Raw genomic sequence first — 14,175 nt, 5'->3', positions numbered from 1 at the left:
GCTTTAGCGGCACCTAACCCTTTTTCTTGAAAACAACGAGCTTACTGAACAAGTAGTTAATTACAACTACAAAAACATTAGTTATGATTTTGGCTATAAAATCATCCATATGAATAATTTCTACAGCAAAAACCATAAAACCAAAATCACATAACCCGGATACTAATCTCGAAGTAACAAATGTAACTGCTTCTTTTAAAATAATACCAGGCTGCATATTCGTACTTTCAAACACAAAAATCTTATTGGTGACAAATGCAACTATAACTGCAACTATCCAAGCGATAATGGTGGAAAGCCGATACTCGATATGAACCGTTCTACATAATTTGTAAACACCTATATTTATCACAGTTGTTAAAACTCCAAAAATTAAATAGCTAATGGTTTCCCTATTTAATAATTTAGCGAATAACAATTTTAAAGTATTTTCACTTCGTTCCATTTTGGACTTTTCTCCTCACTTCAAAATATACTTAGTTATTGTACTATATTGATTATTAAGTGTAAATAATTATATGCAAATGTTTACAATAATCTTAGCGATTTTGCGTTTTATAGTTATAATTGGGCTATTTTAGAATAAAGTTATGTTCTTTCATATTAAATGTTAAAAATATTAAAGTTTCGCTTGTAATGTATTGTAATTTTAAGTAAAATGTAATTGAGCATAAAGGGGATCTTATATCAGAGAAAGATGTTGATATAAGGAGAAAATATGCAAATAGAAAAATTAAAGAAATATGCAAATAAAATGAAAATTGCAATGATTGTTATCTTATTGGTTTGTGCAGGAATTTTGTACAGTTGTAACTTTAAAACCAATGCAGATAATGCAGAATTTGCAACACTTGAATCGAATGTCGAAAATGCTACAGGAGAAGTTGCTGCAACATCAAGTTCTAAGAATACAGCAATTGAACCAAAAACAGAATTAGCAAAATTGTGTGTATACGTATGCGGATGTGTGATTAATCCGGGGATATACGAATTATATGAGAATATGAGAGTATACCAAGCGATTGAAATGGCTGGCGGTATGACAGAATATGCTAATTATAATTATCTTAATCTAGCAGATTATTTGACTGATGGACAAAAGATATACGTTCCTGATATAGATGAAAATCTATCAAATCAAGTTAGCCCGCAAGCTTTAGACAATTCCAGTAGCACTTTAGTTAATATTAATAGTGCAACCAAAGATCAATTAATGACTTTACCTGGAATAGGGGAATCAAGAGCAATTGATATTATCGCTTATAGAACGACTAATAATAAATTTGAGACGATTGAAGATATTAAGAAAGTTTCTGGAATTAAGGATGCAGCATTTAACAAAATCAAAGATTTGATTGTTGTGAAATAATTGCAATGGCCATTAATATTGCAATGGAAGGAAATATGATGGGAAAAAAAGTATTAGTTGTAGATGATGAGAAATTGATTGTAAAAGGCATAAGATTTAGCCTTGAGCAAGATGATATGGAAGTTGATTGTGCATATGATGGAGAAGAAGCACTCGAACGTGCTAAGAACACAATGTATGATATGATTTTATTAGATATTATGCTTCCTAAGATGAATGGAATAGAAGTATGTCAGCATATTAGAGAATTTTCTAATGTGCCCATTATTATGCTTACTGCAAAAGGCGATGATATGGATAAAATATTAGGCCTTGAATATGGAGCTGATGATTATATAACAAAACCATTTAACATTTTGGAAGTGAAAGCTAGAATTAAGGCAATTATGAGAAGAAATGCAAAAGCAGAGAGCAAAGAGAATGTAGCGAAAGTGATAAAAGCTGGCGATTTAAAAATAGATTGCGACAGCAGAACATTAGTTATATTCGATAAAGAGGTCTATCTTACGGCTAAGGAATTTGATTTGTTAGAATTATTATCTTTTAATCCAAACAAGGTATACAGCAGAGATAACTTACTTAACATTGTTTGGGGTTATGAATACCCTGGTGATGTAAGAACGGTTGATGTTCATATTAGAAGATTACGTGAAAAAATAGAGGCTAATCCAAGCGAGCCCAAATATGTTAACACAAAGTGGGGTGTAGGCTATTATTTTCAGAGTTAAATACCTAAAAAAAATAAGTAATTATATTCGGAGTATTCAGTTTAGAGTATTTATTATAATCGTAATTTTAGGAGTTCTTCCAGTAACAATCATGGAGCAGGCAGTGCATAATTACTATAAAGCAGAAATAATAAATGATAAGCTTGCAAGTATTCAGACGCAATCTGCAATTATTGCAAATGAAATCTCAAAATATTCCGACATCTCAAATGCGAATGTGAATTCATTTAGTGGTGTTCTTCAACAATATTCATCTGTAAATGAAGCAAGAATATTGTTGGTTAATCCAGACTATATGATTGTACTTGATACTTTCTCAGTTGAAAAAAACAAAACACTTTTATCAGAGAATACTGTTAAGGCATTTGACTCACAAAAAAGTATTTCTGAATATGACAAGGATAGAGGTTGCATAGAAGTTGTAACTCCTGTTTTTGGCTCGGAAAAATCAATAATGGGTGTAATTGTGATTGATTTATCTACAGAAGGAATTATTAAATTTTCAGTTGAAGTATCCCAAAAAACATATGTAATTAAGATTGCATTAATTACATTCTTAATATTTTTGGCCGGAGTTTCTTCAAAGATGATAACAAAAGCATTTCGTAAGACATTTGATGATGTAGATTTAATTGCTATGGGCCATTATGACAAGAGAATCGAGGGAAATGGATATTCAGAGTTAGAGCATTTTGCGGAGAGTTTTAATGAAATAATGGACAAGATGCATAATCTAGATGAGTCTAGACAAGAGTTTGTTTCTAATGTATCACATGAATTGAAAACACCGATTACATCTATGAAGGTTTTGGCAGATTCACTCAATAATCAAGCAGATGCACCTATAGAAATATATAAGGAATTTATGCAAGATATTGTTGATGAAATTGATAGAGAGAGCATAATTATTGATGATTTGTTATCGCTAGTTAAGATGGACAAATCAGTTGCAAAGCTTAATATTACTTCAACCAATATTAATGAGTCCGTGGAGTTGATTTTGAAAAGATTAAAACCTATTGCTCAAAAGAAAAATATTGAACTAGTATTTGAAAGCTTTCGACCAGTAGTAGCTGAAATAGATGAAGTGAAATTTTCTTTAGCAATATCCAATTTAGTAGAAAATGCAATCAAATATAATCAAATTGATGGATGGGTTCACGTTTCACTGAATGCGGATCATCAGTATTTTTACATTAAAGTAGAAGATAACGGAATTGGTATACCAGAAGAAAATCAAGATAAGGTTTTTGAACGGTTTTATAGGGTAGACAAGGCTAGATCAAGAGAAACAGGTGGAACAGGGCTTGGTCTTGCAATTGTAAGAAATTCAATTTTGATGCATCATGGAGCAATCAAACTCCATAGTGAGGAAAATGTCGGCACAACATTTACGGTTAGAATACCACTTAACTACGTAGAGTAGCATATAGGAAAGAGAATAAGAGTATATGATGAAAAGTAGAAAAAAAATATTTATAATGATATTCACTTTATTTATTGTATTGTGCTTGGCAGGCTGTAAGAAAGAGACCTATACCAATTCGTTTAATGTCTATTATACGAACAGTGATATAAATAAGCTTGTATCTGTAAGCTATGGAACCAATCAGACGGATACCTATTCCACGATAGGTGAATTGTTGAACCAGATGAATACAGTTCAAAAATCAAATGATGTGGTTGTGATTAAAAAGGAATATGTATCAATCGACAAATATGAAATCATTGATAATATTGCAAATATATATTTTAATCAAGAATATTATAATATGAATTCAACTAGACAAGCACTTTTTAGGGGTGCGGTAGTCAAGACGCTAACTCAAATTGCTGGAATTGATTATGTTATGTTTTACGTTGATAATATACCCGTAACCTATTTAGATGGTGCAACGATAGGAATGATGTCAGCTTCTGATTTTATAGATGCTGATGGCAATAGTGTTAGTGATTTACAATGGTCAGATTTGAGCTTGTATTTTGCGAATGCGAAGGGCGATAAACTTGTAAAAGAAAACTTTTCTGTAGCCTATAGCAGAAATGTTTCCATTGAGAGAGCAATCGTTGAGCAGTTGATTAAAGGACCAGATACTACATCGGATGGTATGACTTTGCCAGCGAACCTAAAGTTACTTAATATTTCAGTAAAAGACGGAATCTGTTATGTTAATTTAAATTCTGAGTTCTTAACTGAAATCGTAAATGTTTCAAGTTCAATTCCAATTTATTCAATTGTAGACTCACTTTGTGAGTTAAGTAATATTGATAAGGTACAGTTTTTGATAAATGGCGATTCTAAGAAAGTATATCGTGAAACGATTAGTTTAGAAGCACCATTTGAAATGAATACGGATATTATTTATCAAAACAATCAATAATGGGAGGGTGAAAAGAATAAAAAGACCTTTAATTGGAATGGCCATAGTGTATATATTGGGTGATATATGTGCTATGGCTGATGTCCGAATGATAACAATCATAATTAGTTTCGCAATTTTTGTATGGTTCATAAACAATATTTATTTCAAAAAATATAAACCAATCTATTTATCTTTCATAATCGTATTCTTTATGGCATATGGCATAACCAAGCAGCAGCTAGAGCCAAATCTAATCTCATCCTATATCAAAGATGAAACTTCAGGAGTATCCGTTAATATAATCGGAATCGTAGATAAAATCCAAGAAAAAGAAACTTATAAACAGATATATTTAAGGAAAAATACAATTACATTAGCACAAAATCCACAAGTCAGCACCTATTCAAGTGGAGTACTTCTTACTGTAAATGAATATACGTGTGACATCGGAGATACTGTTCGTGTTACTGGAACATTAAAAGAATTTCCATCGTTAAGAAATACAGGTGGATTTGATTCCAAATTGTATTATAAATCAATTAATATGGAGTATAAATGTACAGGAAAGATTTTAGAAATCACTCAAAAAAATGAAAATGAGATATTACCAATTTTATATAACTTCAAAAATAAACTTAAAATATCTTATAGCACCATCGCAGATGAAAAAGATTCTGGATTATATGATTCAATCGTTCTAGGTGATAACGAGGGGATGCTTCCAGAAATCAATGATTTATATAAGGATAATGGAATTGCGCATCTACTTGCAATTAGTGGGATGCAGATTTCTATGATTGGAATGCTTTTATATAAATTGCTTCGAAAAATAGGAATTCAATTTGTACCATGTGCGATTGTAAGCCTATCAATCGTAATATGTTATGGAATTATCACAGGAAATGGCGTGTCAACAATTCGAGCGATTATCATGTTTGTTGCAGTCGTTGGAGCCGGCGTGTGTGGAAGAACCTATGACATGTTATCTTCAACCAGTTTAGCAGCAGTTGTGATTTTGATCCAGAGTCCAACTATGTTTACAAATTGCGGATTTCTGCTATCGTTTGGTGCCATCCTGGGAATGATCGTTATCGCTCCAGCAATAACTTCAATCGTATATACACCGAATAAAGACAAGAAAAATAGTGCCATCATAAAAGCATTAGTATATGCTGCATCAATGAGTTTCTCAATAAATCTTGCAACGCTTCCGGTCATCTTATATTTCTATTTTCAAATCCCTATATATTCAGTTTTAATAAATATAATATTAATACCATTAATGGCATTGATAATGCTTAGTGCCTGCTGTGGCGGATTACTTGGAATGGTGAATCATTTTGCAGGAGTATTTGTTGTTGGAATGGCACATTATATTTTAAATTTTTATGAGGTAGTTTGTGTTTGGTTTTTGAAGCTACCTTATTCTATTGTTATTATCGGACAGCCATCTATTGTACAAATTATAGTGTATTATATGATTTTGATTGGTTTGATTGCTTACATAAATTATGTTAAGAAAGTGCAAGGTGAAAATGAGGTACTAAGTGAAGATGAGGTACTAAGTGAAGATAAGGTGGTTAGTGAAGATGAGGTGCTAAGTGAAAATAAGGTGCTAAGAAAACATGAGGCACAAAGAGAACAGAAGGTACAAAATACAAATAAGGTAAAAGATGCAACTAAGATAAAAGATGTAAATAAGACGCAAGATGTAAAACATGAAAAGAAGATAAGCAAGTGGGTGGTGTTATTGATCCCAGCCATGATTTTAATGATTTGCTATAAAAGCTATGAGGGCTTGGAAATCAATATGATAGATGTAGGGCAGGGGGACTCCATATTTGTAAGAACACCAGAAAATACAACATATTTGTTTGATGGAGGCAGTTCTGATGTTAAAAATGTGGGCAAATACAGAATTGTGCCATTTCTGAAAGCAAGCGGAGTGAGAACATTAGACTATATTGTTGTGAGCCACATGGATTCTGATCATATTAACGGAATTATTGAAATGATAGTAGATGATGATTGCTTTTATATCCATATTAAAAATATTGTTCTGCCCAAAATCAAGGAAAAAGATCAGGCATATGTAGATTTCGAGGATAATATAAAAAACAGAGGAATTAATATTATATATGTAAATGTAGGTGATCAGTTTGGCGATAAATCGGTTACAATGAAATGCCTACATCCATCACAAAACTTTGCATATACTTCCGAAAATGGGTATTCTACAACGGTCAGTCTAAATTATAAGAATTTTGATATGCTATTTACCGGAGATTTAGAAACTGACGGGGAGAATGCTATGATGGATAAGAAGTTGTTAAAGGATTATGATGTCCTCAAAGTGGCTCATCACGGCTCTATGTACTCCAGCCAACAAGCATTTTTAGATATAATCAAACCGGAAATAGCCATTATTTCTTGCGGAATCAAGAATCGTTATGGACACCCACATCCAGAATTAATAAGCAGATTACAAAGTCATAATAGTCAAATCTATATTACAACCGAATGTGGCGAGATTACGATAAAAACGGATGGTAATCGCGTTGGAATGGAGAGATATTTAAAGACAAACTAGTTATGATATTGAATACACTGATGGTGGTGGTAAATAGGGATGATTTAAGATAGTTGTTGCTAGAAGTGTTTATAGTAATCTGATAACAGAATATATAAAACTAGTAAGAAATTTGTTTGTAAGATAAAGTTCATAATCATAAAAAGGTAGTGAAAAAGGATGAATTATTAGGTCTAATTATAAGATACAGTAGATTGACTAAAACTCTCAATACATGGTAATATATACCATAATAGCGTAGGCAAATTGGATGATTTAATAGTTTAAGGGAGAGGGGTTATTTGCTGTAAAAACCGTGTCAATTTAGATATAGAGGTTATTACTGCGATAATGAGAGTGGACTGTTCTATGTAGGTAGCCGTTATTACAATCCTGAATGGGGAAGATTTATAAATGCGGATGGATTAGTTTCTACTGGACAGGGGCTTTTAGGTAATAACATGTTTGCATATTGTGGGAATAATCCAGTAAATAATGCAGATCCAAGTGGTAATCTATATGAAAATATAAGAAGTTTAAATAAACAATGGGGTGTACCAGCCCCAATAACACAAACACAACCACCATATTCAGACCATCCTCAAGCAATAGAGGAATCATCATCTTCAGTAGGAAATTCCAGTAGTGGAGATCTCACAGGTGAACAAATGCATGAAAATGCCACAATAGTGTATAATCATCTCTCTGGTGAAGGGTGGTCAACAAATGCTATTTGCGCAGTACTTGGAAATATGAATGTGGAATCTAGAACGATAAATCCTGGAATGCACCAACCTGATGGAGGTGGATATGGCTTAGTTCAATGGGACCCGGAGTCTCAATACCTCGATTGGGCTGTGGAAAATGGTTATTCGGCAGATAGTTTAATGGGACAAGTAAAATTTCTCTTAATAACTATGCAACCAGGTGCTGGGTGTTGGTTTCCATATCCTAATTATAAGGATTATTATATGCCATATACTAATTTTATTTCCTCTAATGAGTCAATTGATTATTTAACTCAAGTATTTCTATGGTCATATGAGAGAGCAGGAACTCCGCACACTGATAGGCGTATTAATTCAGCCAATTATTGGTCAAACTATTTTAATTAATGAGGTGAAAATGATATGATTACAAAAAAAAATATTAAGATTATGTTAGTTAATATGATTTTAATAGTTATTCTTACATCTTCATTGGGATGTGGAAATAACTCCAAAGTCAGTACAGAAATATCTTCTGATGCCTCTGTTAATTCTGATGTGGCTATACAATACATGTCTATAATAAAAGAATACCAGAAGTTTGCGGATGATTTGACTAATAATATGAAGAGTGATTTTAATAATGAAATAAATGATGATGATCTTAATCATATTTGGTTCAGCATGAGGAGTGAGATTGGTTCTTATCGGAATTTTGCAATGAACAAAGAATCCTTTGGATATGCACTGAAAGACTTAAATAGAGATAGTAATCCTGAGTTGATTTTGCTTATGAAAGATTACACAATGCTAGCTATTTTCTCAACGGTAGACGGAAAACCGAAGTTATTGGATTCATTTTGGCCAAGGCATAGATGCGCTTTAAATAATTCGAATCTATTATATACGGAAAGCACTGGTGGAGTTGATTACTGGGAGTATGAAATACTGCAGATTTCACAAGATGGCAGTGAACTTTTGCCATTATTGCAATTTGGATGTGAAGATGGTTTTTACAAAATAATTGACAGAGAAAAGTATAACATCAGTCAATTGGAAATGGAAGAATTTCTAATAAAATATCCTATTCTCTCTGATACTACTGCTTGTGATATAACCAAAAATTCTGGAATTGAATTTATACCACTAAATAACTAGCGCTTATGTAGGAATGATTTCTAGTAGGTAGAATTTAACCTGGAAAGTGGCGAGGTAGGATTCAATTGAGCCATTTATGGGGGAGTCAAACCTCTCTATAAAACATTTTATCAGAACAATATTACAAAAAATTATCGGTTTAAAAGCAGCTTCATTTTTTCAGTTTGGGATGCTGTTATTATGTTTTGGGTTAGAAGTCATCCTAATATGTAAATTTGTAAAATCCATTCGAGAGTGGACTGTATTATCTTAATTCTAGGTATTATTAGTTCACAATTTGGTTCATATCCATATGTAATAACATATTGAAAAGAGGAATTATGATAAAAAAACTAGAAATTATATTTATTATATATTTTATATTAATTTTTATATTTACGTCTATTATGTATTTTTATTTAAAACTTAAGTATGAACAGGAGATTCTATGATGCTTACTTATTGTTGGGTTGGTTTTAAGAATAAGGATAACTTATTTAAAAAAAATAAAAAATAAATAATTATCCTATTATTAGATCTAATATATTCAGCACTATTGCATTATAAAATTTACATATTCGGCCATTGTAATAGAGCGAAAAGTGAATTTCGGTTTTAATGCCAAATATTATCAATAATTATAGGGCTATACTGGGAAGGGATAGAATTAACAGGTGGCGGTTATGGATATTATTCTGGTAATAATATATATGGAGTTGATCCAACATATACATATAACTTGCCAGATTAAAGATATGGAGGAGTAGATATGAATGTAAAAAAAACAGTGACGATTACTTTATTATTTTTCGTATTTGCCTTAGGTAGTGGATTAAAAACATCAGCTATGACTACAGGTTTTACAACAGAGAGTATGAATTCAGAAAAGCAGAAATTGTTCAAGTCAAATATTAACATTATTTCATTACATTCATATGTAAAAACGAACCCAATTGTTTGCTTTGATGTTAATAATGATGGATTAATAGCGCTTGGCTTTGATGATGATTCTCATAAAACAATATGTGTGTATAATCCGGATGGTGAATTTATATACGGGTATTCCTTCGAAAGCAGTGGCAGTTTTGGTGTTGAGTGGGATGGTGGAAATATCCTTATATATTTTGTAAGAAGTGATGTTGCTGCTTTATTCAATAGCAGCGCTACTTGCTTGGAATTAAAAATGATTTCCAATTCTACTGAAAATAACACATATTGGAACCATACTGTTTTTGAAAAAAAACGTATAGTCGGAAAAAATGAATACGAGATAAAGAATGATTTAGGAATATTAAATATTGTCTTACCGTCATACTCGCAACTTATAAAGACAGATGAGAATGGAATAAAAACAATGCTCTATAACGTAAATGATAGTTACGGAGCAAAAATCTTAGTAATATTAGTTGGTATAATAATATTTATCATAATAGTTGTTGTTGGTATTATTAAGGAATTTAAAAAAAAAAATATTGTAAAATAACTTTCGAATCAAAGCTTCACTAAGACAGATACTGTGGTTCCATAAGAAAGTAGGTCAAAATGAGAGGGATTTCATTTAAAGTAAACAACGGTCTTGATAATTATTTGTATCCAATTTTATCAAATTTAGATTTTAATGATTTACAATGGTTTATTGATGAAGATGAAGTTTATCAATATAATACTGAAACTAAAATAACTGGTAATTTTTTTGTTGAGCATATTTTGAATGGAGCAAGTTTATTGACTAAAATAATGAATGAACCGCATTATATTATATTTTTGAATTTAATTGGTTTTACTGATGGATATTCACCACATGTTATAAATAATTATAATGAGTATTTAAGTAATATAAATTGTCAGATAGTAGTATTAGTGTGTGATAGTATATTTGTTGACATATACTGTAAAAGTATAAATGATATAGAGCTTATTAAGAAAAGTGTAGTTATGATGGGCTGCAGTGATATAAAATATATAACCGATGAAAATGATATATACAAAACATTTGATTTTTAAATATCTGTTAAGCTAATTCCACTCCCGGAGTCATCATTAGATGGTTCCAGATTCATTTGTTAACTCAAATTTCCAACAGATATCAAAGGGACTCTTTGTTAAGAACACATTTGGTGGACATTGGTGGCACTTTAAAAGCTTTTAAAAATGGAGACTTGACTAGTGTATTGATGGCAATGGTACGCCACCATATGATTATATGTTACGTTATGGAGGTTATTCACTTGAAAAAATTAAGGAAGTTTTGTTTTGTTGTGATTGTTTGTTTGATTTTGACAAGTTGCGCTTCTAATAATGAAAGTGTTGATAAAAATATTTTACCCAAAATGCAAGATGGACTCGAAAATAGTGATATCTTAATCTATTATAAGCAGGATATAGATGATGTAAACAATGTAACAAATTCAAAGTCGATTAAGATATGGTATTATGATATTGATTTAAATGATGATGGGCTTGTAGATAAGATAGTTATAATTAGATCGTCACTATATAGTGGTTCTCAAGGCGATACATTTGATATTTTGATAAGAAAATCAAATGGAACATTTATGAATGCTTCTCCATTTTCAGTTATCCCATTATATACACAAGATAACATTCCAGAAAAAGATACAAGTGTGGCAATTCTTAAGGCTAGATCAAATGGTTTTTATGATATTGAAATAAGAAAGCCAGGAGATATTAAGTACTTTAAACTGGAATTTGATGGTGCACGATATAAAATAGATAAAGATTGACCAAGTACCCTATCCAGTCGCATCTGATAAATGTATCTAATAAGGGCAACTTCTCAGTTGTTAAATTCAGCTGAAGATGCAAGAGCAGAACTGTTAGAAGTTATAAAGCATGTAATCGTCTACTCTTATACTGTACAAAAAGTTGGGGTGGGATTCTTTGAATCCTGTTCCATCATTTCTTTTGAATATATATACATCTTAATGTTAAGCGATGTACCAACTTTATTATTCGTTATTTCAGTAAAATAAACCATTAACAATTTCACAAGTTAGAGCCGAAAGACCGTTAATGGTGAATCTCTAATCAGTTATATGATTGATTAATAATTTAATAACTGGTTGGAATATAATTAGAGAGGAGGAAAAAATGCGCTATATAAAAATTTTATTAATGCTTGTGTTTACAATAATCCTTCTATGCGGTTGCCAAAATTTTAACGGAACAACAAAGGATGAAACACTAAATTCCTCTGATAGTCCCGTAACCGTGACCGTAAATGGAAAATCAATTTCGATTGATGAAATCAACGCAGGGATTAAGGATACATTTAACAGCGTTTTGTATTATCACGGAAATGATGATACAAGCAGTTATCTCACATCAAATAAAAACATTATTCTAAATAAAGATTTGAATTATGAATTGTATTTTGAACCAAATTCAAATAGTGGGTTGAAAAGCTTTGTTTCCCCCCCTAAAATCTATCTTGCAATAACCAATATGCAACATCCATTATCATCTGAGGGCTCCCCTCAACTATATGAATTTGGAATTGATATTACAGAAGGGGGCTTGAGATCTGATTTTTACTATCAAGGGTATGGGACACAGAAAGAAACATACAGCTTTAGTGGTAAAGAGTTGGTTTATCTTGGCAGTTACACTATGCGTATAGAAGAGATTAAAAAACCAACATACGAAACAATGATTGATGAATGGAAAGAGAACGCCAAAAGTGCAATCCGATTGTATATGGATATGAATAATTTTTATGGAGACAAAAGCTATAATTTAGCGCCGGGCAACTATCACATTTATGTGCAAAATTTTTTCAAGACCGATAAAGACAGTATCATCATCTTTGAAAATGAAAATGGCAGTATCTATACTGGATTTTATTATTTTGTACATGACATTTCAGCCAGCCATCCTGCCGACTTAAACAAGGTGGCATTGTATGATATTTCATATGATAAATCATTCGAGACTTATTTGGAAAAGGTGAAGTTAGACTCGGCCCTAGCCATGGTATATACAGTTAAATAAAATTATAAAACAGCAAAGCGGAACGGCAATGATTGTCGGTAGTGTCTAGATACTATTTTGAAAATATGACTCCTTCTGCCGGATGCGAATATAACATAACAATTGATCCAGATGGCAGTTATCATGAATATTTAGTATGGTGGCGCCGTTAAATAATACAAGGAGGAAGTATTATGAGTAACAAATGTAAACATAAACCTGAAAATATTTTTGATGAAACGCCAGTATGTAAGAAGTGCGGAAAGCGCTTAACTCATAAAATACCGTTTTATTCTGGTTTTATGATTGGTACTTCGGCACTTATAGCGTCTATTTTACATAATTATATCTTTCGAGACTTAATTACAAATATAACCACTATTATAATATATTTTTTTATTAGTCTTGTTATTATCTATGTGTGCGAAATGAGTGTTTTACTAATAATAGGATTTAAAGAAGATATTTCATTTCCGATTGATGAAATCAACGCAGGGATCAAGGATACATTTAATAGCGTTTTGTATTATCACGGAAATGATGATACAAGCAGTTATCTCACATCCAATAAAAACATCATCCTAAAAAAAGATTTGCAATATGAATTGTATTATGAACCCAATTCTAAAAGCGGTTTGGAAGCCTTTGTTTTTTCTCCTAAAATCTATCTTGTAATAACCAATATGCAATACCCGTTATCATCTGAGGGAACCCCTCAACTATATGAATATGGAATTGATATTACAGAATGGGGCTTGCGATCTGATTTCAGCTATCAGGGGCATTGGCCACAGAGAGAAACATACAGCTTTAGTGGTAATGAGTTGATTCATCTTGGCAGTTACAGGATGCGCATAGAAGAGATTAAAAAACCAGTATACGAAACAATAGATGATGAATGGAAAGAGAACGCCAAAAGTGCCATTCGATTGTATATGGATATGAATGATTTTTATGGGGACGAAAGTCATAATTTAGCGCCCGGCAACTATCACATTTATGTGCAAAAGTTTTTCAAGACCGATAAAGACAGTATTATCATCTTTGAAAATGAAAATGGCAGTATCTATACAGGATATTATTATTTTGTACATGACATTTCAACTAGCCATCCTGCAGACTTAAATAAGGTAGCATTGAATGAAAGTTCTAGCGAAAAATCATTCGAGATTTATTTGGAAAAGGTACGGTTAGACCCGGCCGTAGCTATGGAATATAAAGTTAAATAAATCTTGTTATTCTGAAGCCACCGTCACTATTGAAGTAATACAAGTATTTGATAGCAACGGTATTTTAACAGGATCATATCGAA

General features: G+C 31.7%; 13 protein-coding genes and 1 pseudogene. 13 read left to right on the top strand and 1 reads right to left on the bottom strand.

Annotation, left to right across the window (positions count from 1 at the left end; translation table 11 throughout):
• Positions 1-13: 13 nt before the first annotated feature.
• Positions 14-445: a GtrA family protein gene (locus BMY18_RS12975; RefSeq protein WP_092454711.1), complete on the bottom strand. Its 432-nt coding sequence runs from the start codon at positions 443-445 to the stop codon at positions 14-16.
• A 273-nt stretch (positions 446-718) separates the two neighbouring features.
• Between BMY18_RS12975 and BMY18_RS12970 the strand changes: the two genes are divergently transcribed.
• The 13 genes and pseudogenes from BMY18_RS12970 to BMY18_RS12915 all read left to right on the top strand — a co-directional run bounded on the left by BMY18_RS12970 (position 719) and on the right by BMY18_RS12915 (position 14,092).
• Positions 719-1,369 carry a helix-hairpin-helix domain-containing protein gene (locus tag BMY18_RS12970; protein ID WP_092454709.1) on the top strand — a complete coding sequence of 217 codons (651 nt, stop codon included), beginning with the start codon at positions 719-721 and terminating at the stop codon, positions 1,367-1,369.
• 38 nt (positions 1,370-1,407) lie between these two features.
• Positions 1,408-2,097 carry a response regulator transcription factor gene (locus BMY18_RS12965; RefSeq protein WP_092454952.1) on the top strand — a complete coding sequence of 230 codons (690 nt, stop codon included), beginning with the start codon at positions 1,408-1,410 and terminating at the stop codon, positions 2,095-2,097.
• Between the two features lie 103 nt (positions 2,098-2,200).
• Positions 2,201-3,523: a sensor histidine kinase gene (locus BMY18_RS12960; RefSeq protein WP_242941034.1), complete on the top strand. Its 1,323-nt coding sequence runs from the start codon at positions 2,201-2,203 to the stop codon at positions 3,521-3,523.
• 25 nt (positions 3,524-3,548) lie between these two features.
• A complete protein-coding gene (locus BMY18_RS12955) occupies positions 3,549-4,478 on the top strand; it encodes a GerMN domain-containing protein (protein ID WP_092454705.1) in 930 nt (309 codons plus the stop codon).
• Positions 4,479-4,485: 7 nt separating this feature from the next.
• Positions 4,486-7,050 (top strand): ComEC/Rec2 family competence protein, encoded by a 2,565-nt coding sequence (locus BMY18_RS12950; protein WP_139197282.1) that lies wholly within the window; start codon positions 4,486-4,488, stop codon positions 7,048-7,050.
• 308 nt (positions 7,051-7,358) lie between these two features.
• Positions 7,359-7,529, top strand: a pseudogene (locus BMY18_RS21530) (RHS repeat-associated core domain-containing protein); the annotation flags it as partial.
• 168 nt (positions 7,530-7,697) lie between these two features.
• Positions 7,698-8,144 (top strand): phage tail tip lysozyme, encoded by a 447-nt coding sequence (locus tag BMY18_RS21405; RefSeq protein ID WP_278281032.1) that lies wholly within the window; start codon positions 7,698-7,700, stop codon positions 8,142-8,144.
• 15 nt (positions 8,145-8,159) lie between these two features.
• A complete protein-coding gene (locus tag BMY18_RS12940) occupies positions 8,160-8,894 on the top strand; it encodes a hypothetical protein (RefSeq protein WP_092454699.1) in 735 nt (244 codons plus the stop codon).
• 748 nt (positions 8,895-9,642) lie between these two features.
• Complete coding sequence (locus BMY18_RS12935; protein ID WP_092454697.1) at positions 9,643-10,356, top strand: hypothetical protein; 714 nt, start codon at positions 9,643-9,645, stop codon at positions 10,354-10,356.
• Positions 10,357-10,415: 59 nt separating this feature from the next.
• Positions 10,416-10,877: a DUF2691 family protein gene (locus BMY18_RS12930; RefSeq protein ID WP_092454695.1), complete on the top strand. Its 462-nt coding sequence runs from the start codon at positions 10,416-10,418 to the stop codon at positions 10,875-10,877.
• Positions 10,878-11,101: 224 nt separating this feature from the next.
• Entirely contained in the window at positions 11,102-11,617 is a 516-nt protein-coding gene (locus BMY18_RS12925; RefSeq protein ID WP_092454693.1) for a hypothetical protein, read from the top strand.
• A gap of 367 nt (positions 11,618-11,984) precedes the next feature.
• The gene (locus BMY18_RS12920; RefSeq protein ID WP_092454691.1) at positions 11,985-12,884 is read left to right on the top strand and encodes a hypothetical protein; all 900 of its coding nucleotides are present in this window, start codon (positions 11,985-11,987) and stop codon (positions 12,882-12,884) included.
• Positions 12,885-13,057: 173 nt separating this feature from the next.
• Entirely contained in the window at positions 13,058-14,092 is a 1,035-nt protein-coding gene (locus BMY18_RS12915; protein WP_092454689.1) for a hypothetical protein, read from the top strand.
• The last annotated feature ends 83 nt before the right edge of the window (positions 14,093-14,175 follow it).

The sequence above is a fragment of the [Clostridium] fimetarium genome (assembly GCF_900111235.1).
Lineage (GTDB): Bacteria > Bacillota > Clostridia > Lachnospirales > Lachnospiraceae > Clostridium_N > Clostridium_N fimetarium.
This window is presented reverse-complemented; position numbering and strand designations above follow the sequence as displayed.